General features: G+C 71.9%; 17 protein-coding genes and 1 tRNA gene. 9 read left to right on the top strand and 9 right to left on the bottom strand.

Annotation, left to right across the window (positions count from 1 at the left end):
* The first annotated feature begins 89 nt into the window (after nt 1–89).
* From ACH4C6_RS16240 to ACH4C6_RS16255, 4 genes are all read left to right on the top strand, one after another.
* Nucleotides 90–1,595: a cytochrome ubiquinol oxidase subunit I gene (locus ACH4C6_RS16240; RefSeq protein ID WP_398109210.1), complete on the top strand. Its 1,506-nt coding sequence runs from the start codon at nt 90–92 to the stop codon at nt 1,593–1,595.
* A gap of 20 nt (nt 1,596–1,615) precedes the next feature.
* Entirely contained in the window at nt 1,616–2,620 is a 1,005-nt protein-coding gene (cydB, locus tag ACH4C6_RS16245) for a cytochrome d ubiquinol oxidase subunit II (protein ID WP_398109211.1), read from the top strand.
* 12 nt (nt 2,621–2,632) lie between these two features.
* Nucleotides 2,633–6,121 (top strand): thiol reductant ABC exporter subunit CydD, encoded by a 3,489-nt coding sequence (gene cydD, locus ACH4C6_RS16250; protein WP_398109212.1) that lies wholly within the window; start codon nt 2,633–2,635, stop codon nt 6,119–6,121.
* A gap of 117 nt (nt 6,122–6,238) precedes the next feature.
* Entirely contained in the window at nt 6,239–7,315 is a 1,077-nt protein-coding gene (locus ACH4C6_RS16255; RefSeq protein WP_398109213.1) for a peptidoglycan DD-metalloendopeptidase family protein, read from the top strand.
* A 48-nt stretch (nt 7,316–7,363) separates the two neighbouring features.
* Here the strand turns inward: ACH4C6_RS16255 and ACH4C6_RS16260 are convergent, their stop codons facing one another.
* The 4 genes from ACH4C6_RS16260 to ACH4C6_RS16275 form a co-directional block, all read right to left on the bottom strand.
* Nucleotides 7,364–8,251, bottom strand: a complete 888-nt coding sequence (locus tag ACH4C6_RS16260) for an HAD-IIB family hydrolase (protein WP_398109361.1) — start codon at nt 8,249–8,251, stop codon at nt 7,364–7,366.
* 70 nt (nt 8,252–8,321) lie between these two features.
* The gene (locus ACH4C6_RS16265; RefSeq protein WP_398109214.1) at nt 8,322–9,224 is read right to left on the bottom strand and encodes an LLM class flavin-dependent oxidoreductase; all 903 of its coding nucleotides are present in this window, start codon (nt 9,222–9,224) and stop codon (nt 8,322–8,324) included.
* Between the two features lie 83 nt (nt 9,225–9,307).
* Complete coding sequence (locus ACH4C6_RS16270; RefSeq protein ID WP_398109215.1) at nt 9,308–9,856, bottom strand: RNA 2'-phosphotransferase; 549 nt, start codon at nt 9,854–9,856, stop codon at nt 9,308–9,310.
* A 143-nt stretch (nt 9,857–9,999) separates the two neighbouring features.
* Nucleotides 10,000–11,757, bottom strand: a complete 1,758-nt coding sequence (locus ACH4C6_RS16275; protein WP_398109216.1) for an SDR family oxidoreductase — start codon at nt 11,755–11,757, stop codon at nt 10,000–10,002.
* Between the two features lie 168 nt (nt 11,758–11,925).
* Between ACH4C6_RS16275 and ACH4C6_RS16280 the strand changes: the two genes are divergently transcribed.
* From ACH4C6_RS16280 to ACH4C6_RS16300, 5 genes are all read left to right on the top strand, one after another.
* On the top strand, nt 11,926–12,894 hold the full coding sequence (locus ACH4C6_RS16280) for an ABC transporter ATP-binding protein (RefSeq protein WP_398109362.1): 969 nt from the start codon (nt 11,926–11,928) through the stop codon (nt 12,892–12,894).
* Nucleotides 12,884–13,801, top strand: coding sequence for an ABC transporter permease (locus ACH4C6_RS16285; protein WP_398109217.1), 918 nt, complete (start codon nt 12,884–12,886; stop codon nt 13,799–13,801). The genes ACH4C6_RS16280 and ACH4C6_RS16285 overlap by 11 nt, the downstream gene beginning before the upstream one ends.
* Nucleotides 13,798–14,709 carry an ABC transporter ATP-binding protein gene (locus ACH4C6_RS16290; protein WP_398109218.1) on the top strand — a complete coding sequence of 304 codons (912 nt, stop codon included), beginning with the start codon at nt 13,798–13,800 and terminating at the stop codon, nt 14,707–14,709. The genes ACH4C6_RS16285 and ACH4C6_RS16290 overlap by 4 nt, the downstream gene beginning before the upstream one ends.
* 9 nt (nt 14,710–14,718) lie before the next feature.
* Entirely contained in the window at nt 14,719–15,438 is a 720-nt protein-coding gene (locus ACH4C6_RS16295; protein ID WP_333931693.1) for an ABC transporter permease, read from the top strand.
* Nucleotides 15,439–15,776: 338 nt separating this feature from the next.
* Nucleotides 15,777–15,863, top strand: a tRNA-Ser gene (locus ACH4C6_RS16300).
* Nucleotides 15,864–15,877: 14 nt separating this feature from the next.
* On the opposite strand, the gene ACH4C6_RS16305 is transcribed toward ACH4C6_RS16300, so the two are convergent.
* The 5 genes from ACH4C6_RS16305 to ACH4C6_RS16325 form a co-directional block, all read right to left on the bottom strand.
* Nucleotides 15,878–16,681 carry an HAD family hydrolase gene (locus ACH4C6_RS16305; protein WP_398109219.1) on the bottom strand — a complete coding sequence of 268 codons (804 nt, stop codon included), beginning with the start codon at nt 16,679–16,681 and terminating at the stop codon, nt 15,878–15,880.
* The gene (gene serS, locus ACH4C6_RS16310; RefSeq protein ID WP_398109220.1) at nt 16,678–17,955 is read right to left on the bottom strand and encodes a serine--tRNA ligase; all 1,278 of its coding nucleotides are present in this window, start codon (nt 17,953–17,955) and stop codon (nt 16,678–16,680) included. The genes ACH4C6_RS16305 and serS overlap by 4 nt, the downstream gene beginning before the upstream one ends.
* A gap of 520 nt (nt 17,956–18,475) precedes the next feature.
* Complete coding sequence (pheA, locus tag ACH4C6_RS16315; protein WP_398109221.1) at nt 18,476–19,408, bottom strand: prephenate dehydratase; 933 nt, start codon at nt 19,406–19,408, stop codon at nt 18,476–18,478.
* Between the two features lie 61 nt (nt 19,409–19,469).
* Nucleotides 19,470–20,759, bottom strand: coding sequence for an iron uptake transporter deferrochelatase/peroxidase subunit (gene efeB, locus ACH4C6_RS16320; protein WP_398109222.1), 1,290 nt, complete (start codon nt 20,757–20,759; stop codon nt 19,470–19,472).
* A gap of 6 nt (nt 20,760–20,765) precedes the next feature.
* The gene (locus ACH4C6_RS16325; RefSeq protein ID WP_398109223.1) at nt 20,766–22,676 is read right to left on the bottom strand and encodes a copper resistance protein CopC; all 1,911 of its coding nucleotides are present in this window, start codon (nt 22,674–22,676) and stop codon (nt 20,766–20,768) included.
* Nucleotides 22,677–22,680 lie beyond the last annotated feature (4 nt).

Genomic DNA, 22,680 nt, shown 5'->3' on the forward strand with positions numbered 1-22,680 from the left:
ACGGGGCCCCCTCCGACCCTCGAATGTGCGTGCTGCATAATGGCTTGTGAATGTGAACGCTTTCACAAGCGTAGGTAAGGAGCGGCGACGTGGACCTGGCTCTGGCGCCGGAGACCCTGGCGCGATGGCAGTTCGGCATCACCACCGTCTACCACTTCCTGTTCGTCCCCCTGACGATCTCGCTGGCCGCGCTGACGGCCGGTCTGCAGACCGCCTGGGTGCGGACGGAGAAGGAGAAGTACCTCCGGGCGACCAAGTTCTGGGGGAAGCTCTTCCTGATCAACATCGCGATGGGCGTGGTGACGGGCATCGTGCAGGAGTTCCAGTTCGGCATGAACTGGTCCGACTACTCGCGCTTCGTCGGTGACGTCTTCGGTGCTCCGCTGGCCTTCGAGGCCCTCATCGCGTTCTTCTTCGAGTCCACCTTCATCGGCCTGTGGATCTTCGGCTGGGACAAGCTGCCGAAGAAGATCCACCTGGCCTGCATCTGGATGGTCTCGATCGGCACGCTGCTGTCGGCGTACTTCATCCTGGCCGCCAACTCCTGGATGCAGCACCCGGTCGGCTACCGGATCAACGAGTCCAAGGGCCGCGCCGAGCTCACCGACTTCTGGCTGGTACTCACCCAGAACACCGCGCTCAACCAGGTCTTCCACAGCTTCTCCGCCGCCTTCCTGACCGGAGGCGCCTTCATGGTGGGCATCGCCGCCTTCCACCTGCTGCGCAAGAAGCACATCCCCGTCATGCGGACCTCCCTCCGCCTCGGCCTCGTCACCGTTGCCGTCGGCGGCCTGCTCACCGCGGTCAGCGGCGACACGCTGGGCAAGGTCATGTACGAGCAGCAGCCGATGAAGATGGCCGCCGCCGAGGCGCTGTGGGACGGCGAGAAGCCGGCGCCCTTCTCGGTGTTCGCCTACGGGGACGTGGACGAGGGCCACAACAAGGTCGCCCTGGAGATTCCCGGACTGCTCTCCTTCCTGGCCCACAGCGACTTCGAGTCGTACGTGCCGGGCATCAACGACACCAACAAGGCGCTCCAGGAGAAGTTCGGCCCCGGCGACTACAAGCCCATCGTCCCCGTCGCCTACTGGGGCTTCCGCTGGATGATCGGGTTCGGCATGGCGTCGTTCTCGATCGGCCTGCTCGGACTGTGGCTCACCCGCAAGAAGTTCCTGCTGCCGGCCGCCTGGCGCACCGGCGACGACGAGGTGCCGCATCTGGTGCTGCTGCGCAAGCCGCTGCAGCCGCGTCTCACCCGCCTGTGGTGGCTGGCGGCGGTCTGGACGATGGCCTTCCCGCTGATCGCCAACGCGTGGGGCTGGATCTTCACCGAGATGGGCCGTCAGCCCTGGGTCGTCTACGGCCTGTTCCAGACGCGTGACGCGGTCTCCCCCGGCGTCTCCCAGGCCGAGGTCCTCACCTCGATGCTCGTCTTCACCACGCTGTACGCCGTCCTCGCCGTGATCGAGGTCAAGCTGCTCGTGAAGTACGTCAAGGCCGGGCCGCCCGAGCTCACCGAGGCCGACCTCAACCCGCCCACGAAGATCGGCGGCGACTCCCGGGACGCCGACAAGCCGATGGCCTTCTCGTACTAGGCCGAGGGAGCTGCACAGTCATGGAACTGCACGACGTCTGGTTCGTCCTGATCGCCGTCCTGTGGACCGGCTACTTCTTCCTGGAGGGCTTCGACTTCGGGGTCGGGGTGCTCACGCGGCTGCTGGCCCGCAACCGGCCCGAGAAGCGGGTCCTGATCAACACCATCGGGCCCGTCTGGGACGGGAACGAGGTGTGGCTGCTCTCGGCGGGCGGCGCGACCTTCGCCGCCTTCCCCGAGTGGTACGCCACGCTCTTCTCCGGCTTCTACCTGCCACTGCTGCTGATTCTGGTCTGCCTGATCGTCCGGGGCGTGGCCTTCGAGTACCGCGTGAAGCGGCCCGAGGAGACGTGGCAGCGCAACTGGGAGACGGCGATCTTCTGGACCTCGCTCCTGCCGGCCTTCCTGTGGGGCGTGGCCTTCGGCAACATCGTGCGGGGCGTGAAGATCGACCAGGACTTCAACTACGCCGGTGGGGTCCTGGACCTGCTCAATCCGTACGCGCTGCTGGGCGGTCTGGTCACGCTGACGCTGTTCACCTTCCACGGGACGGTGTTCGTCGGCCTCAAGACCGTCGGGGAGATCCGGGAACGGGCGCGGACGCTGGCACTGCGGGTCGGCGCGGTCACCGCCGTGCTGGCGCTCGCCTTCCTGCTCTGGACGCAGGCAGAGCGTGGTGACGGCGCGTCGCTGGTCGCGCTGGTCGTGGCCGTGGCGGCGCTGGTCGCGGCCCTGGGTGCCGCACGGGCGGGGCGTGAGGGCTGGGCGTTCGCCCTGTCGGGCATCACGATCGTCGCCACCGTGGCGATGCTGTTCCTGACGCTGTTCCCGAACGTCATGCCGTCGACGCTGAACGCGGACTGGAGCCTGACGGTCACCAACGCCTCGTCCAGCCCGTACACGCTGAAGATCATGACCTGGTGCGCCGGGGTGGCCACCCCCGTGGTCCTGCTCTACCAGAGCTGGACGTACTGGGTCTTCCGCAAGCGGATCGGCACCCAGCACCTCGCCGACCCCGTGCACTGAGGTGTGTTTCACGTGAAACCGATCGATCCGCGTCTGCTCCGCTACGCCCGTGCCACCCGGGTGTTCCTGGTGGCCGTCGTCGCCCTCGGCGCGCTGGGGGCGGGGCTGGTCATCGCGCAGGCCATGCTCATCGCCGAGGTGGTGGTCGGGGCGTTCCAGCACCGCATGACGGTGTCCGACCTCGCCACTCCCCTGGTGCTGCTGGTCGCCGTGGCGGCCGGGCGGGCGCTGGTCGGCTGGCTGACGGAACTCGCCGCCCATCGGGCGAGTGCGGCAGTGAAGTCGGAGCTGCGGGGGCGGCTGCTGGAGCGTGCGGCCTCCCTGGGGCCGGGGTGGCTGGGCGGGCAGCGGACCGGTTCGCTGGTCGCCCTGGCCACCCGGGGTGTCGACGCACTGGACGACTACTTCGCGCGGTACCTGCCGCAGTTGGGTCTCGCGGTGGTCGTGCCGGTGGCGGTGCTGGCGCGGATCGTCACCGAGGACTGGGTCTCCGCGGCGATCATCGTGGGCACTCTGCCCCTCATCCCGGTCTTCATGGTGCTGATCGGCTGGGCGACCCAGTCCCGGATGGACCGTCAGTGGCGGCTGCTGTCGCGGCTGTCCGGGCACTTCCTGGACGTGGTCGCCGGGTTGCCGACGCTGAAGGTCTTCGGTCGGGCCAAGGCGCAGGCGGAGTCGATCCGGCAGATCACCGGCGCATACCGGCGGGCGACCATGCGGACGCTGCGGATCGCCTTCCTGTCGTCCTTCGCGCTCGAACTCCTCGCGACGATCTCGGTGGCACTGGTCGCCGTGACCGTCGGCATGCGGCTCGTGCACGGCGAGATGGACCTGTCCATCGGCCTGGTCATCCTGATCCTGGCGCCCGAGGCGTATCTGCCGCTGCGGCAGGTCGGCGCGCAGTACCACGCGGCGGCGGAGGGGCTGGCGGCGGCCGAGGAGATCTTCGAGGTCCTGGAGACTCCCCTGCCGGTGTCCGGCTCCGCGCCCGTGCCGGAGGGCGCGCTGTCCTTCGAGGACGTCACCGTCCGGTACCCGGGCCGCTCCACGGACGCCGTCTCGCGGATCTCCTTCAGCGTCGAGCCCGGGGAGACGGTCGCCCTGGTCGGCCCCAGCGGTGCGGGCAAGTCGACCCTGCTGGACGTGCTCCTCGGGTTCGTCCGGCCCACCGGGGGACGGGTCCGGGTCGGCGGGACCGATCTGGCGGACGCCGACCTGGAGCAGTGGCGGTCCCGGATCGCCTGGGTTCCTCAGCGCCCGCACCTGTACGCCGCGACGATCGCCGAGAACGTGCGGCTGGCACGGCCCGACGCGGACGACGGCGCCGTACGGCGGGCGCTGCGGGACGCCGGGGCACTGGAGTTCGTGGACGCGCTGCCCGAGGGTGCCGGAACGGTGCTCGGCGAGGGCGGGGCGGGGCTGTCGGCCGGGCAGAGGCAGCGGCTGGCGCTGGCCCGGGCGTTCCTCGCGGACCGGCCCGTGCTGCTGCTCGATGAGCCGACCGCTGCGCTGGACGGAGCCACCGAGGCGGAGGTCGTGGCAGCGGTGCGGCGGCTGGCGGCCGGCCGGACGGTGCTGCTCGTCGTGCACCGGCCCGCGCTGCTGGAGGTGGCGGACCGGGTGGTGCGCCTGGGGGAGCCCGAGACGCCCGCCGCCGCGGTGGTCCGGCCTGCCGTCCGAGAAGGCGGGGCGCGTCCGGTCGTTGCCGCGCAGCCGCCCGTTCCCCCGGAAACCCTCGACCGGCCCGTACCGGGCGGGGTCCTCGGGCGGGTGCGTGCCGTGTCCGGGGCCCGGCGCGGCCGGCTGGGGCTCGCGCTGCTCCTCGGTTCGCTCGCACTGGGCAGCGCGGTCGGGCTCATGGCCACGTCGGGATGGCTCATCTCGCGGGCCTCGCAGCAGCCGCCCGTGCTCTATCTGATGATGGCCGTGACGGCCACGCGGGCGTTCGGCATCGGGCGGGCCGTGTTCCGGTACGCCGAGCGCCTGGTGTCGCACGACGCCGTGCTGCGGATGCTGGCCGACACCCGGGTCGCGGTCTTCCGCAGGCTGGAGCGGCTGGCCCCGGCCGGGCTGCACCGCACCCGCCGGGGCGACCTGCTCTCCCGCCTGGTCGCCGATGTGGACGCGCTCCAGGACTACTGGCTGCGCTGGCTGCTGCCGGCCGGGTCCGCGCTCGTCGTGTCCGCCGTCTCCGTCGGTTTCACGGCGTGGCTGCTGCCCGAGGCGGGTGGCGTGCTCGCGGCCGGGCTGCTCGCCGCCGGAGTGGGCGTGCCCCTGGTCACGGGGGCCGTCGCCCGGCGGGCCGAGCACCGGCTCGCCCCCGCCCGCGGGGCGCTCGCCACGCGGGTGACCGACCTGCTCACCGGCACGGCGGAACTCGCCGTCGCGGGCGCGCTGCCCGCGCGGGTCGGGCAGACGCGCGAGGCCGACAGGACGCTCACCCGGATCGCCTCGCGCGCCGCCACCGCCACGGCCCTCGGAGACGGGCTCACCGCGCTGGTGTCGGGCCTGACCGTCACGGCGGCCGCTTTGGCCGGTGTGCAGGCGGTCGCGGCCGGACGGCTGGACGGCGTGGCCCTGGCCGTCGTCGTCCTCACCCCGCTGGCCGCGTTCGAGGCCGTGCTCGGGCTGCCGCTCGCCGTGCAGTACCGGCAGCGCGTCCACCGCAGCGCCGGGCGGGTCTTCGAGGTCCTGGACGCCCCGGAACCCGTACGGGAGCCGGAGCGGCCCCTGCGGGCACCCGCGTCACCCTTCCCGGTCGTCGTTGAGGGCCTGGCGGCCCGGCACGCGGGCCAGGACCGGGACGCCCTCGGCGGAGTGGACCTGAGCCTCGAGGAGGGCCGCCGGATCGCCGTGGTCGGGCCCTCCGGCTCCGGCAAGACGACCCTGGCGCAGGTGCTGCTGAGGTTCCTCGACGCACGGGCCGGCGCGTACACCCTTGCGGGCGTCGACGCGCACGGGCTGGCCGGGGACGACGTGCGGGCGATGGTCGGGCTGTGCGCGCAGGACGCCCACCTCTTCGACAGCTCCCTGCGCGAGAACCTGCTGCTCGCCAGGAAGGACGCCGACGAGGAGGACCTGTGGGCGGTGCTCGACCGGGTCCGGCTGCTGGACTGGGCCCGCACCCTGCCGGACGGGCTCGACACGCTGGTCGGTGAGCACGGTGCGCGGCTGTCGGGCGGGCAGCGGCAGCGGCTGGCCCTGGCGCGGGCCCTGCTCGCCGACTTCCCCGTCCTGGTGCTGGACGAGCCCGCCGAGCACCTCGACCTGCCGACCGCCGACGCCCTCACCGCCGACCTGCTGGCCGCCACCGAGGGCCGCACCACGCTGCTCATCACGCACCGGCTGGCCGGACTGGACGCCGTGGACGAGGTGGTCGTGCTCGACGCGGGACACGTCGTGCAGCGCGGCCGGTACGCCGAACTGGTGGACCGGGAGGGCCCGTTGCGGCGCATGGCGGAGCGGGAGGCGGCGGTGGAGCCGCTCGTGGGCGCCGCGTAGTCCGCGGCTGAGCCGAGGCCGCCCCGGCCGGTCCGTCTGGGCCGTTCGGGGCAGCCGGTCCCCCGGCCGTACGACGAGAACAGGACCGGGCGGCCGGGGCGGGTGACGATCGCTGACATGCGCTCATATCGCCGTCATCGTCTGCTGGTTCCGGTGTTGCTGTGCGGGCTGGCCGTCCTCGCGGCCCGGCCGGGATCGGCCGACGAGGAGTACGGCACCGGCACCGGAGCCGGCGGCACGGAATCGGCCTCGGGCGGGCTCAGCGCCGAGGTGGTCCGGCTGTACGAGGAGGCCGCCGTCGCGACCCGGCGGTACGAGGCGGGCCGCGCGGAGGCCGAGGAGCAGCGGGACAGAGCCCGGCGGGCGGAGGACCTGCTGGACGCGCAGCGGGAGCACATCGCGGCCCTGCACGAGGACCTGGGCCGGATCGCCCGGGCGCAGTACCGGGGCAGCGGGGGACTGCCCGTGGCGGCGCAGATGATCCTCGCCGACGGCCCCGACGCCCTGATGCGGGGTCAGCACGCCTTCGCACAGGCGGATCTGGCACTGAACAACGCGATCAGCAGGAGCAGCCGCGCCGAGGCACGGCTCGCCGCGGACGAGGCAAGGGCGGCGGCGCTGTGGGAGCGGCTGGAGAAGCGGAACGCCCAGCTCGCCGCGTTGAAGGCGGGAATCGAGGAGAAGCTCGCATCGGCCCGCGAGCAGCTCCAGGGAGAGGCGGACGCCGCCGTCGCCGCGGGCTCCTGCCCGGGAGCCGTCCGGCTCGACCAGCCGGCGACGGGCTTCACCAGCGCCTGGGTCGCACCCGTAGAGACGTACGAACTGTCCGCGTCCTACGGCAGCGGTGGTGCGCGGTGGTCGAACCGGCACACCGGGCAGGACTTCGCGGTGCCGATCGGGACGCCCGTGCGGGCCGTGGGCGCGGGCCGCGTGGTGAGCGTGTCCTGCGGCGGCGCCTTCGGCATCCAGATCGTGCTGAAGCACGCGGGCGGCTACTACACGCAGTACGCCCACCTCTCGTCCGTCGCGGTCGACCAGGGCGAACTCGTCGAACCGGGCCAGTGGATCGGCCAGTCCGGCACCACCGGGAACTCCACGGGACCGCACCTGCACTTCGAGGCCCGGGTCACGCCCGAGACGGGTTCGGCGGTGAACCCGGTCTCCTGGCTGGACGCCCGCGGCGTGTCACTGTGACCGGACGAGCCGCTCGCCGGATCTCGCCCGGGGCCTGAGGGCCGCCCGCTACCGGCGTTCGGCCAGCAGCCGCTCGATCACGACCGCCACGCCGTCCTCGTTGTTCGCGACCGTCCGGCCGGAGGCGGCGGCGATCACGTCCGGGTGGGCGTTGCCCATCGCGTACGACCGGCCGGCCCAGGTCAGCATCTCCACGTCGTTCGGCATGTCGCCGAAGGCGACGACCTCCTCGTGGGAGATGCCGCGCTCGGCGCAGCACAGGGCGAGCGTGCTCGCCTTGGACACCTCGGGGCCGCTGATCTCCAGCAGGGCGCTGGGGCTGGAGCGGGTGACGTTGGCGCGGTCGCCGATGGCGAGGCGGGCCAGGGTCAGGAAGGCGTCCGGGTCGATCTCGGGGTGGTAGGCGAGGATCTTCAGCACCGGCTCGCCTGCGGCGCGGTGGTGGGCCGACAGCAGCTCCTCGGCCGGGGCGAGGCTGTCCGGTATCTCCATGTGCAGCTTCGGGTACGCCGGCTCCTGGTAGAAGCCGTAGGTCTGCTCGACCGCGTACACCGTGCCGGGCGCGGCATCCCGCAGCAGCCGGACGGCGTCCAGGGCGTTCTCCCGGGCCAGCTCGCGGACCTTCACGAAGCGGTGGGCACCGGGGCCGCCGTGCAGGTCCACCACGGCGGCGCCGTTCCCGCAGATCGCCAGGCCGTGGCCGTGGACGTGGGCGCTGACGACGTCCATCCAGCGGGCCGGGCGGCCGGTGACGAAGAAGACCTCGATGCCCGCCTCCTCCGCGGCGGCCAGGGCCGCGACCGTGCGCGGGGAGACCGACTTGTCGTCACGCAGCAGGGTGCCGTCGAGGTCGGTGGCGATCAGTCGCGGCGGGACGGTCTCGGCCGCGGTCTCGGGCTGTCGGGTCGCTGAAGTCACCCGGCCATTGTCCCGCACATGCCTGCACGGACGGGCGGGTGTGCGCACAGGTGAGTGGATACGGCTTCCCACCGGGCGGCCTCGCGGCTCACCGCAGCTGCGCCGGCGCCTCCATCGCGATCTGCTCGAAGACCTTCTGCTCCGCGGCGAACTGCGAGTCGGGGATCGGCCAGTGGACCACGAGCTCGGTGAAGCCCAGCTCCGCGTGCCGGCCGGCGAAGTCGACGAAGGCGTCCAGGGACGCCAGCGGCCCCTGGCGATCCGGGGTGAAGCCGGTGAGCAGGATCTTGTCGAGGCCGTTCACGTCCCGGCCGGTCTCGGCGCAGATGTCGGTCAGCTTCTCCACCTGCCGGCGAATGGCCTGAACCGACTGCTCCGGAGTGCCGTTCTCGAACAGCTTCGGGTCGCCGGTGGTGACCCAGGCCTGTCCGTGCCGGGCGGCGAGGCGCAGCCCGCGCGGCCCGGTGGCGGCCACCGCGAAGGGCAGCCGGGGCCGCTGCACACAACCGGGGATGTTCCGTGCCTCGTGGGCCGAGTAGAAGTCACCCTCGTACGACACGGCGTCCTCGCTGAGCAGCCGGTCGAGCAGGGGGACGAACTCGGCGAAGCGGTCGGCGCGCTCGCGCGGGGTCCAGGGCTCCTGGCCGAGTGCCGTGGCGTCGAAACCGGAGCCGCCCGCACCTATGCCCAGGGTGATCCGCCCTCCCGAGATGTCGTCGAGGGAGATCAGCTCCTTGGCGAGGGTCACCGGGTGTCGGAAGTTCGGCGAGGTCACGAGGGTGCCCAGCCGCATCCGCTCGGTGACGGCCGCGGCGGCGGTGAGGGTCGGGACGGCGCCGAACCACGGTCCGTCCCGGAAGGTGCGCCAGGACAGGTGGTCGTAGGTGTACGCGGCGTGGAAGCCGAGCTGCTCCGCCCGCGTCCAGGCCGCACGGCCGCCCTCGTGCCAGCGGCGGTAGGGCAGGATCACGGTGCTCAGGTGCAGACTCATGCCGTCGAGCCTAAAGGAGGTCGGCGGGGCGGCCGTGTTTCACGTGAAACAGTCACCACGCGTCGCGGACTGGGCGCAGCCCGTCAGTGGGGTCCGGGGAAGCGCAGATATTCCGGCGGCACCGCTTCGGTCAGCCACACGCCGTTCTCGCTCACCTGGAAGACATGGCCGTCGCGGTGCATGGCGGCCGCGTCCACGCCGAGCACGACCGGCCGTCCCCGGCGGGCGCCCACCCGGGTGGCCGTCTCGCGGTCGGGTGAGAGGTGCACGGCGTGCCGGTTCATCGGCCGGAGACCCTCGGCCCGGATTGCCTCCAGGTGGCGGGCGACGGTGCCGTGGTAGAGGTGGGCGGGCGGAGTCGCCGGTGACAGACCGAGGTCGACCTCGACGCTGTGGCCCTGGCTGGCGCGGATCCGGCTGCCCTCCACGGCGAACCGCCGCTTGTCGTTGGTGGCCACGGCCTGGTCCAGCTCGTCCCGGGAGAACCGGAAGCCGTGCGCGGCGGCCGCGGCGATCAGGGTGTCGATCTCCACCCAGCCGGCCTCGTCGAGCGTCAGACCGATCCGCTCCGGTTGGTGGCGCAGGTGCTTGGAGAGGTACTTCGACACCTTCACGGTGCGTCTTTCGTCCATCCCACCAGGGTGCTGGAGAGACGTGAATCACGCGATCGAGTTTTGTCCACCACGTTTGATCCACAGCCAAGTGGTGTTATCCACAGGAAGAGTGGGCTTCGCTGTGGACAACTGGTGCTTCCGCGCCGGGTGTTGGCGCCCTCTCACACGGGCGGCTTGACCCGGGCGATCCCGCGCAGCAACCCCGGGGCGACCCGGGCCAGCAGTCGGGCGCCCCGCGCCTCCGGTGTCACCGGCACCACCGCGGCATCGCGTGCCACCGCCCGCAGGATCGCGCGAGCCACCTTCTCCGGCGGGTAGTTGCGCAGCCCGTACAGACGGGCGGCGCGCCGCTGGAGCCGCTTCTCCTCCCGGGCGTCGACCCCGGCAAAACGTGCCGTGGACGTGATGGCCGTGTTCACGAAACCGGGGCAGACTGCCGTCACCCCGATCCCCTGGCCGGCGAGTTCCGCCCGCAGGCACTCGCTGAGCATCAGCACGGCCGCCTTCGAGGTGCTGTACGCCGGAAGCGCGCGGGAGGGCTGGTAGGCCGCGGCGGAGGCCACGTTCACGATGTGGCCGCCCTGTCCGCGCTCGGCCATCCGCCGGCCGAAGACCCGGCAGCCGTGGATGACACCCCACAGGTTGACGTCGAGGACCTTCCTCCACTCCTCGGGCGTGGTGTCGAAGAAGGAGCCCGACAGCCCGATTCCGGCGTTGTTCACGAGCACGTCGACCACACCGTGGTCGGCGGTGACCTTCTCGGCGAGCTTCTCCATGCCCTGCTCGTCGGACACGTCGGCCGTCTCCGCCCAGGCCCCGGCCGCGCCCGCCGCGCGCGCCGACCCGGCCGTGCGGACGGCCGCCTCCGCGTTGCGGTCGACCGCCACCACGCGTGCTCCCGCAGCGGCGAACGCGAGCGCCGTCGCCCGTCCGATGCCGCTGCCCGCGCCGGTGACCAGCACGAGCTGCCCCGCGAAGCGCTCGGCGTGCTCCCCGCTCGCCGGCACCGGCGCGTGCCCGGCCTCGACGGACGTCACGAACGCGCCGATCCACGAGGCGAGCTGGTCCGGGCGGGTCCGTGGGACCCAGTGCCCCGCCTGCACGGTCCTGCGGGTCAGCTGCGGAACCCACTGCTCCAGCTCGTCGGTGAGCCGCTCCGAGAGGAATCGGTCCTCCAGCGGTGTCACGAGCTGCACGGGCGCGTGGGCACGGGCGTCGGTGCGGGGAACCCGCAGCCGGGACCGCACGTTGTCCCGGTACAGCCAGGCGCCGTGGGCCGCGTCCGAGGGCAGCGAGGGGAGCGGGTACTCGCCCGTCGGCACCTTCTCGACGCGCTCCAGCACCTTGGGCCAGCGCTTGCCGAGCGGGCCGCGCCAGGCCAGCTCGGGCAGCAGGGGCGTCTGGAGGAGGTAGACGTACCAGGACCGGGCGCCCTGTCCGAGCAGCTGGCCGATCCGGCGCGGGGTGGGCCGTCTCAGGCGCCGTGTGATCCAGTGGCCGAAGTGATCCAGGGAGGGACCGGAGATCGACGTGAACGAGGCGATGCGCCCCTCCGTGCGCCGCACGGTGGTGAACTCCCAGGCCTGCACCGACCCCCAGTCGTGGCCGACCAGATGCACCGGCCGGCCGGGGCTCACCGCGTCCGCGACGGCGAGGAAGTCGTCCGTCAGCTTCTCCAGCGTGAATTCGCCGCGCAGCGGCCGCGGCGCCGTCGACCGGCCGTGGCCGCGGACGTCGTACGCCACCACGTGGAAGTCACCGGCGAGCCGCGCGGCGACCTCCGACCACACCTCCTTGGTGTCGGGGTAGCCGTGCACCAGGACGACCGTGGGCCGTGCCGGGTCTCCCAGCTCGGCCACGCACAGCTCGACCCCGCCGGTCCGGACCCTGCGCTCGCGCGCGCCCCTGAGCAACGTCATCCGGCGAATCTGGCAGTTGTTAGAGAGTTCGTCAATAGGGCGCCCCGAGCCCCGCTACCCCGGGAGAAGCAGGTCCCCTAAGGGCGCCTAATACTCCAGGCTGACCCCAAGACAGCTCTGCGGAGTGACGACCTCCTCGTGGACGGCCCCTACCGTCGAAGCGTGACTGTGATCGCGACCGAAAGCCTGAGCAAGCGGTTCCCCCGGGTGACCGCGCTTGACCGGCTCTCCGTGGACGTCGGGCCCGGTGTGACCGGACTCGTCGGAGCCAACGGGGCCGGCAAGTCCACACTGATCAAGATCCTGCTGGGTCTGTCCCCCGCCACGGAGGGCCGCGCCGCAGTGCTCGGCCTCGACGTCGCCACCCAGGGCGCCGCCATCCGCGAACGTGTCGGGTACATGCCCGAGCACGACTGCCTGCCGCCGGACGTCTCGGCCACCGAGTTCGTCGTCCACATGGCGCGGATGTCCGGCCTGCCCGCCACGGCGGCGCGCGAGCGCACCGCCGACACCCTGCGCCACGTCGGCCTGTACGAGGAGCGCTACCGCCCCATCGGCGGCTACTCCACCGGCATGAAGCAGCGGGTGAAGCTCGCGCAGGCCCTGGTGCACGACCCGCAGCTGGTCTTCCTGGACGAGCCGACCAACGGCCTGGACCCGGTCGGCCGGGACGAGATGCTCGGCCTGATCCGCCGCATCCACACCGACTTCGGCATCTCGGTCCTGGTCACCTCGCACCTGCTGGGCGAACTGGAACGCACCTGCGACCACGTCGTCGTGGTGGACGGCGGCAAGCTCCTGCGCTCCAGCTCCACCACGGACTTCACCCAGACCACGACCACCCTGGCCATCGAGGTCACCGACTCGGACGAACACCCGGACGGCACCCGCGCGGTCCGTGAGGCGCTGCACGCGCGCGGGGTGAGCGTCGAGGACGGCAGCGGCCTGCCGGGCGCCGGCCACATCCTCCTGCTCACCGCGCAGGGCGAGGAGACGTACGACCTGGTCAGAGACGTGATCGCCGATCTCGGGCTCGGCCTGGTGCGCATGGAGCAGCGCCGGCACCACATCTCCGAGGTCTTCACCACCGGCGACCGGAACGAGCAGCGGAAGGAGGCGGTCGGCCATGGCGGTTGAGCACTCCACGGGGGCGCCCGCCCCGGCACCGGGTGACCAGACCCGCATCCACAACATCGGCTACCGCAGCTACGACGGACCGCGCCTCGGCCGCGCCTACGCCCGCCGCTCGCTGTACTCGCAGTCCCTGCGCGGCTCCTACGGCCTCGGCCGCTCGGTGAAGTCCAAGGTGCTGCCGATGCTGCTGTTCGTGGTGATGTGCGTGCCCGCGGCCATCATGGTCGCCGTCGCGGTCGCCACGAAGGCCAAGGAACTGCCCCTGGACTACACGCGCTACGCGATCGTCATGCAGGCGGTCATCAGCCTGTACGTCGCCTCGCAGGCGCCCCAGTCGGTCTCGCGGGACCTGCGCTTCAGGACCGTACCGCTGTACTTCTCGCGGCCCATCGAGACCGCCGACTACGTCCGCGCCAAGTTCGCGGCGCTGGCCTCGGCGCTGTTCATCCTGACGGCCGCCCCGCTGCTCGTGCTCTACGTGGGCGCTCTCCTGGCCAAGCTCGACTTCGCCGACCAGACCGAGGGATTCGGACAGGGATTGGTGTCCGTGGCGCTGCTCTCCCTGCTCTTCGCCGGCATCGGCCTGGTCATCGCGTCCTTCACCCCGCGCCGCGGCTTCGGCATCGCGGCCGTGATCGCCGTGCTGACCATCACCTACGGCGCCGTCTCCACCCTCCAGGCCATCGCCGACGCCCAGGGCAGCGGCGACGCCGTGCCGTGGATCGGGCTGTTCTCGCCGATCACCATCGTCGACGGGGTGCAGTCCGCGTTCCTGGGCGCGACCTCCGCCTCCCCCAGCGGGGTGGGCCCGAGCACCGCCGAGGGCGTCGCCTACGTCCTCGTCGCCCTGGGCCTGATCGCGGCGAGCTACGGCCTCCTGATGCGCCGCTACAAGAAGGTGGGACTGTGACCACGCTCAGCATCGACCACGTCTCCCGCTGGTTCGGCAACGTGGTCGCCGTCAACGACATCACCATGACCATCGGACCCGGCGTCACGGGCCTGCTCGGGCCCAACGGCGCCGGCAAGTCCACCCTCATCAACATGATGGGCGGCTTCCTCGCCCCCTCCACGGGCACGGTCACCCTCGACGGCAGGCCCGTCTGGCGCAACAAGGAGATCTACCGGCACATCGGCGTCGTCCCCGAGCGGGAGGCGATGTACGACTTCCTCACCGGCAAGGAGTTCGTCCTCGCCAACGCCGAACTGCACGGACTGGGCGCCAAGGCGGCCCAGCGGGCCCTGGCCACCGTGGAGATGGAGTACGCGCAGGACCGCAAGATCCAGACGTACTCCAAGGGCATGCGCCAGCGCGTGAAGATGGCGAGCGCCCTGGTGCACGACCCCGCGCTCCTGCTGCTCGACGAGCCCTTCAACGGCATGGACCCGCGCCAGCGCATGCAGCTGATGGACCTGCTGCGGCGGATGGGCGACGAGGGCCGCACGGTGCTGTTCTCCTCCCACATCCTCGAAGAGGTCGAGCAGCTCGCCTGGCACATCGAGGTCGTCGTCGCCGGCCGGCACGCCGCCAGCGGTGACTTCCGCAAGATCCGCCGCCTGATGACCGACCGGCCGCACCGCTACCTGGTGCGCTCCAGCGACGACCGCGCCCTCGCGGCCGCGCTGATCGCCGATCCGTCGACGTCCGGCATCGAGGTCGACCACGCCGAGGGCGCGCTGCGCATCCAGGCCGTCGACTTCGGCCGCTTCACCGCGCTGCTGCCCAAGGTCGCCAGGGACCACGGCATCCGGCTGCTCACGGTCTCGCCGTCCGACGAGTCCCTCGAGTCCGTCTTCTCGTACCTGGTCGCGGCGTAGGAGGCCCTGATGTACGACCCCACAGTCGCCCGGCTCACCTACCGGGCCCTGCTCGGCCGGCGCCGGGCCCTCATCCTGGGCGCCCTGCCGCTGCTGCTGATCGTGATCGCCGTGGCGGTGCGCGGCCTGGCCGGAGCGGACGACCAGACCGCGGCGGATCTGCTGGGCGGGCTCGCCCTGGCGACGATGGTGCCGATCATCGGCGTCATCGCGGGCACCGGCGCGATCGGCCCGGAGATCGACGACGGCTCGGTGGTGTACCTGCTGTCCAAGCCGATCAAGCGGCCGACGATCATCTTCACCAAGCTCATCGTGGCCGTCGCGGTGACGATGGTGTTCTCGGCGGTGCCGACGCTCGTCGCCGGGTTCATCCTGAACGGCAACGGCCAGCAGGTCGCGGTCGCCTACACGGTGGCGGCCCTGGTCGCGTCCATCGCCTACGCGGCGCTGTTCCTGCTGCTCGGCACGGTCTCGCGGCACGCGGTGGTGTTCGGCCTGGTGTACGCCCTGGTCTGGGAGGCGCTGTTCGGCTCCTTGGTGCCGGGGGCGCGCACGCTGAGCGTCCAGCAGTGGTCGCTGGCCGTCGCCCAGAAGGTGTCCGGCGGGGACCTGGTCTCCTCCGACGTCGGCCTGACCACGGCGACGGTGCTGCTGGTGGCCGTCACCGTGCTGGCCACCTGGTACGCGGGGCAGAAGCTGCGCTCCCTCACCCTCGCCGGCGAGGAGTGACGTGACCGGTGTGCCTCGACGGGCCTCGTCCCCGCCGAGGCACACCGGCGAGGCACACGGGCGAGGCACACTGGCGAGCGCAGGGTTTATTCGGTGGCGCCCGATGCGCCCGGCGGGCACAGTGGTCGTGTCCCCGCCGGGCGAGAGGCCCGGCGTCGGGTTCTGGGAGAGGAGCGGGACGATGTCTCTGCACGGCAGTACGTCCAGCTCCCTTCAGGGCAGCCCGCGGCCGGTTCCGGAGTAGCCACCACCCCTCCGTGGAGCCCGCGCCGCACGGGGAGCTGCCCGGGGCGGCCGCTTCGAGCACGCGAACCGCACATCGCGTGGGCCGCCCACCCGGAGGATTGGCCGAGTGGTAAGGCACTGGCTTGCTGAGCCATGGTCGGGCCGGAAGGCCCGCGCACGTTCGATCCGTGCATCCTCCGCCGGAAGACCGCGTTCAGCCGAGCATCCGCTCCAGCACCACGGCGATGCCGTCCTCGTCGTTGGAGGACGTCACCTCGTCGGCGACCGCCTTGAGGTCCTCGTGGGCGTCCGCCATCGCGACGCCGTAGGCGGCCCAGCCGAACATCGGTATGTCGTTGGGCATGTCGCCGAAGGCGATGGTGTCGGCCGCCTTCATCCCGAGCCGGCGGGCCGCCAGCGACAGCCCGGTCGCCTTGGACAGGCCGAGCGGGAGCAGTTCGACGATCCCCGCGCCCGCCATGACGACGGTGACGAAACCGCCCGCGATCCGCGAGGCGACCTCGCACAGCTCGTCGTCCGAGAGGGTCGGGTGCTGGATGTACAGCTTGTTCAGGGGCGCGCTCCACAGATCGGAGGCGTCCGTGAAGGGTGTGGCGGGCAGGGTGCCCTGCACGGCGTAGCCCGGGCCGACCAGCACCTCGCCGTCCAGGCCGTCACGGCTCGCCGCCATGTACAGCGGGCCGACCTCCGCCTCGATCTTGGCCAGCGCCACCCCCGCCAGCTGCCGGTCCAGCGTCACCGACGTCAGCAGGCGGTGCGCGCCGGCGTCGTACACCTGCGCGCCCTGGCCGCAGACGGCCAGCCCCTGGTAGCCCAGGTCGTCCAGGATGTGCCGGGTCCAGGGGACCGCGCGGCCGGTGACGACGATGTGGGCCGCGCCCGCCGCGGTGGCGGCGGCGAGCGCGTCACGGGTGCGCCGGGAGACCGAGTCGTCGGAGCGCAGCAGCGTCCCGTCGAGGTCGGTCGCGACCAGCTTGTACGGAAGGGCGGCGGTCACTTCGCCACCGGCTCCAGGACCTCGCGGCCACCGAGGTAGGGCCGCAGCACCTCGGGCACGCGCACCGAGCCGTCGGGCTGCTGGTGGTTCTCCAGGATCGCCACGATCGTGCGCGGGACGGCGCACAGCGTGCCGTTGAGCGTGGCCAGCGGCTTGACCTGCTTGCCGTCACGGACCCGGATCGACAGCCGGCGGGACTGGAACTCGGTGCAGTCCGAGGTCGAGGTCAGCTCGCGGTACTTGCCCTGGGTCGGGATCCACGCCTCGCAGTCGTACTTGCGGGCCGCCGAGGCGCCGAGGTCGGCGCTCGCCACGTCGATCACCCGGAACGGCAGCTCCAGCGAGGTCAGCCACTGCTTCTCCCACTCCAGCAGGCGCTGGTGCTCGGCCTGGGAGTCCTCGGGGGAGACGTAGGAGAACATCTCGACCTTGTCGAACTGGTGCACGCGGAAGATGCCCCGGGTGTCCTTGCCGTGCGAGCCGGCCTCGCGGCGGAAGCAGGGCGAGAAGCCCGCGTAGCGCAGCGGGAGGCGGTCGGCGTCGAGGATCTCGTCCATGTGGTACGCCGCCAGCGGCACCTCGGACGTGCCGACCAGGTAGAGGTCGTCGTCGGCGAGGTGGTAGACGTCCTGGGCGGCCTGGCCGAGGAAGCCCGTGCCCGCCATGGACTGGGGCCGGACCAGGGCCGGGGTCAGCATCGGCGTGAAGCCGGCCGCGCCGGCCTGGGCCATCGCCGCGTTGACCAGGGCGAGCTCGAGCAGGGCGCCCACGCCGGTCAGGAAGTAGAAGCGCGAGCCGGAGACCTTGGCGCCGCGCTCGACGTCGATCGCGCCGAGGATCTGCCCGAGCTGCAGGTGGTCCTTGGGCTCGAAGCCCTCGGCGGCGAAGTCGCGGATCGTGCCGTGCGTCTCCAGGGTGACGAAGTCCTCCTCGCCACCCACCGGCACGTCCGGGTGGACGAGGTTGCCGAGGCGGAGGAGGAGTTCCTGGGTCTCGGCTGCCGCCGCGTCGCGGTCGGCGTCGGCGGCCTTGACGTCGGCGGCCAGCTGACCGGCCTTCTTCAGCAGCTCGGCCTTCTCGTCCCCGCTCGCCTTGGGGATGAGCTTGCCGAGCGCCTTCTGCTCGGCGCGCAGCTCGTCGAAGCGGACGCCGGACGACCTGCGCCGCTCGTCGGCAGACAGGAGGGAGTCGACGAGCGCGACGTCCTCTCCACGGGCGCGCTGCGACGCGCGCACACGGTCGGGGTCCTCACGGAGCAGGCGAAGGTCAATCACGCGCCCAAGGCTACCGGTGTGGGGTGACCACCTACGACTCCGTATTCCATGTGCCCTTTACGGGGCGTTATGGCCGAATTGCGCACCGTGTCAATATGGGGCGCCCGGCTCCCCGGAACGGGGCATCCGGCGAGCGTCGTCTTGACTCGAATTCCTTGCGGCGGGCGGGACTTGGGCCTCGGTTGTCCACAGCAGTCCACACCGTCGGAAAAGTTATCCACAGGCTGTGTGGAAGATCTGTGGACTTCGGAATGGATCACTCCGGAAGCACCGAACTCTCTGGGGAATTCCCAGGACAAACCCTCCCTACCCTCACTTTCGAGTGGAAAGGGGCCACCTCGAAGGGTGACGCATGGGGAAACGGTGGACGAAGGGTGACCTGCCCGCCGATGGCCGCATCGAGGCCGAGAAGGGTGATTTGTCGACTGACTCACGCTTCGTTGTCGACTTGTCCCCAGGTCGAGAAGCGGACCTGTGGATAACTTCTGTGGACAACGACTGTCAGCAGGTACGACCGGCTCTAGAAGCGGCCGTCCTGGCAGCGCGCGACCCAGTCGGCCGCCGCCACGAACTCGTCGTCCGAGGTGCCCGGCCGCGGCGACTGCAGTTCTCCCGGCCGCACGTCCGCGCGCGGGTACGAGCCGAGGTACCGCACCTGGAGGCAGATGCGCTTCAGGCCCATCAGCGCCTCGGCGACCCGGCGGTCGGAGATGTGGCCCTCGGCGTCGATGCAGAAGCAGTAGTTGCCGATGCCCGCGCCGGTGGGCCGGGACTGGAGCAGCATCAGGTTGATGCCGCGGGTGGCGAACTCACCCAGCAGGTCGCGCAGGCCGCCGGGGTGGTCGTCGCGCTGCCACAGCACGACGGACGTCTTGTCCGCGCCGGTCGGCGCCGCCGGCCGGGCGGGGCGGCCGACCAGCACGAACCGGGTCTGGGCGTTCTCGGCGTCGTGGATGCCGGTCTCCAGGGCTTCCAGCCCGTACCGGGCGGCCGCGAACTCCCCCGCGAAAGCGGCGTCGTAGCGGCCCTCCTGGACCAGCCGGGCGGCGTCGGCGTTCGAGGCGGCCGACTCCCAGTGGGTCTCCGGCAGGTGCTTGCGCATCCAGTTGCGCACCTGGGGCTGGGCGGCCGGGTGCGCGGAGACGGTCTTGATGTCCGACAGCTTCGTGCCCGGACGCACCAGCAGCGCGAAGGTGATGGACAGCAGTACCTCGCGGTAGATCATCAGCGGGGCGCCGGCGACCAGCTCGTCGAGGGTGGTGGTGATGCCGCCCTCGACCGAGTTCTCGATCGGCACGAACGCGGCCTCGGCCTCGCCTGCGCGGACCGCGTCGAGCGCGGACTGGACGGACACGTACGGGATGAGCTCCCGGGTGGCGGCCTCGGGAAGCGTGCGCAGGGCGACTTCGGTGAAGGTGCCCTCGGGGCCGAGATACGCATAGCTCGCTGGCATGACCTCACCCTAATGGGCCCGCGGAAGCCCCGTTTCCCCCTGCGCGCACTCCGTCCGGCGCTCAGCCCTCCAGCAGCCGCTGCCCCACGTACTCGCCCTCCGCGGCCCCGCCCGGCACCGCGAACAGCCCGCTCGACTCGTGCCGGACGAACTGCGACAGGGCGTCGCCCCGGTCGAGCTTGCGCTGCACCGGCACGAAGCCGCGCAGCGGATCGGCCTGCCAGCAGATGAAGAGCAGACCCGCGTCGGGCGTCCCGTCGGGGTCGATGCCGTCGTGGAAGGAGAACGGGCGGCGCAGCATGGCGGCGCCGCCGTTCTGGTCGGGCCGGGTGATCCGGGCGTGAGCGTTGATCGGCACGACGAGGTTGCCCTGGGCGTCCGTCTTCTCCAGGTCCATCGCGGTCGTCTCGGTCCCTCCGGACAGGGCTGCCCCGTCCGACTTGCGGCGCCCGATGACATTCTCCTGGGCCGTGACCGAGAGCTTCTCCCAGTCGTCCAGGAGCATCCGGATGCGGCGGACGACGGCGTAGGAGCCGTTCGCCATCCAGGCGGGTTCACCCGTTTCGGGGACGAAGATCCGGCGGTCGAAGTCGGCCTCGTCCGGCTTCGGGTTCCGTGTGCCGTCGATCTGGCCCATCAGGTTGCGGGCCGTCATGGGGTGGGCGGTGGCACCGGGCGAGCGGTTGAAGCCGTTCATCTGCCAGCGCACCCGGGCGGCCCGGCCCGCGTCCTTCTGGATAGCGCGCAGGGCGTGGAAGGCGACCAGCGCGTCGTTCGCGCCGATCTGCACCCACAGGTCACCGTTGCTGCGGTTCTTGTCGAGGCGATCGGAGGAGAACTCGGGCAGTGGGTCCAGGGCGACCGGCCGCTGCTTCTCCAGGCCGGTGCGGGCGAAGAAGCTGTGACCGAAACCGAAGGTGATCGTCAGCGACGAGGGCCCGGCATCGCGGGCCACGCCGGTGTCGTCCTGTGCGCTCGGCTCGCCCGCCATCAACCGCCGGGCCGTCTCCGACCAGCGGCGCAGCAGGGCGGCCGCCTCCTTGCGGCCCGTGCCCGCGGTGAGGTCGAAGGCCACGAGATGGCCGCGGGCTTGGAGCCCGTCGGTGATGCCGGGCTGATGTTTCCCGTGAAACATCGACCGGCCGGTGCCGAGTGAGGTGAGGGGGGCGGCCGCCTCGGACGGGGCGGCCGCGTGGCCCACCGCGGCACCGGCGGTGCCGAGCACGAGCCCGGTGGCACCGGCGGTGCCCAGCAGACGCCGCCGGGAGATGCCCTCCCCGGCCGGGGCCGCCGCGGTCTCCCCCGGCACGGTGCCGGGGGTGCGGGCCTGCGGAATGGACTGGTCAGCCATGGTGGTTCAGCCGATCTGAGCGTTCTTGGTGACGGTCACCTCGTCGATGTCGGAGGTCCGCACGGTCACGTCGACCTGCCAGTCGCCGGCCATGGGGATCTGCACTCCGTTCGCCGACCAGTGTCCGGTAGCGATGTGGTCCGGTACGACGGGCAGCGGCCCGATGTCCTTGGCCTTGAGGGTGAAGTCGACCTTCACCTCGGGGATGTCGAACGCCCGGCCGTTGGGCCGCTCCACGTAGACGTGCATCTCGTTGTCGCCCGGGCGGGCGGGGTCGATGTCGATCGTGACGACGCCCTTGCCGTCCTCGCCGCCGGTGTCGAAGGGCATGTTCAGGGTGAGCGCCCCGGACGTGCCCGACTCGGCGGAGGCGGCGGCGGATTGTGTGGCCGTCTTGGCCTCCTCCTCCGTGCGTCCCGGCTCGGTCTGCGTCAGCACGGTGGTCACGGCGAGCAGGACGACGGCGACCCCGGCCTCGGCCAGCACGGAGCGGCGCAGTCCAAAGCGGTTCGGATCGGCGTCCCGGATCCTCCTCTGCCGGGCGGCGTCCCGGGCGGCCCGTTGCCGGGCGAGCTGGGCGGCCCGGCGTGCGTCGGCGGGCTCGGACACGCCGGCGTCCGCCGCGGCCTCCGGCCCGGTGCCGACCCGTGCCGTCTCCCGCTCCTCGGCAGCGGGCGGTGCGGTCTGCGCCAGCCGGCCCGTCCACCGCCGCGAGATCCACGCGACCCCGACGAGCACGACGACCAGGGCGATCTTGGCCAGGAGCAGCCGGCCGTAGCGGGTGTCGGTGAAGGCCGTCCAGGAGCCGAGCTGACGCCACGACTGGTAGACGCCGGTCACGATCAGGACGACGACGCTGCCGAACGCCAGCCGGGAGAACCGGTGGACGGCCGGGGCGCCGACGGGTGAGGCGGCGGGCGCCCGGTACAGGGCGACCAGCAGGGCGCCCAGTCCGCCGAGCCAGGCGGCGGCGGCCAGCAGGTGCAGCACGTCGACCGGCATGGCGACCCCCGCCTGGAGCCCGACCGAGGCGTGCTCGGACATCGCCCAGCTCGCCGCGATCCCGGCCGCCACGACGGCACCGCCGATCGAGAGCCCGAAGGTGAGGTCCCGCCGCTCCTGCGGGTCCTCGCGCTTGTCGTACGCCCCGAACAGCACGGCGATGAACAGCGCCGCCGCGGCGAGCAGCAGCAGCCGGGAGACCAGGGCCGCACCGGTCTTGGTCTGGAGCACCTGCCCGAGCAGGGACAGGTCGAAGACGTCGGAGACCTTCCCGGAGCCGGTGAAGGACCCGCGCAGGAGCAGCAGGGCCAGGGTCGCCGCGGTGAGCGCGACCCAACCGGAGACGACGTACCGCTGTACCGGTCGCACCCCCGAGCCGCGCGGCCAGCAGGCCAGCACGAAGGCGGCACCGCCGGCCATCACCAGGAAGCCGGCGTAGGACACGTACCGGCCGACGCCGTAGAGCCAGCCCACCACCCCGTCGTCGGTGGTCTGGCCGGAGACGGACACGGACGTCTTGGAGGGGGCGCCGATGGAGAAGGTGTACGCGCCCGCGACGGGATGGCTGTCGGCCGACACGACCTGGTACGCCACGGTGTAGGTCCCGTCGGGCAGCCCCGAGTGCAGCCGCACGGCGTACGTCGTGCCGCTGACGTTGGACGGCTCGCCGGTGTCGACGCGCTTGCCCTCGGGGTCCAGGACGCGCAGCGAGTCGTCGGACACCGCTACCTGCTCGGAGAAGGTGAGCGAGATCCGGGCGGGGGCCTGGTCGACCACCGCCCCCTGCCCGGGGTCGCTGCCGGTCACCGCGGCGTGCGCGGAGGCCGGTCCGGCGCCCGCGAACAGGGCGCAGACCGCGGCCAGGAGCAGCAGCACCAGGATCCGGACGCGGCGGGGGGCGATGGTCTGCGTCACAGGG

The organism is Streptomyces sp. NPDC017943, from assembly GCF_044328425.1.
GTDB lineage: Bacteria > Actinomycetota > Actinomycetes > Streptomycetales > Streptomycetaceae > Streptomyces > Streptomyces djakartensis_A.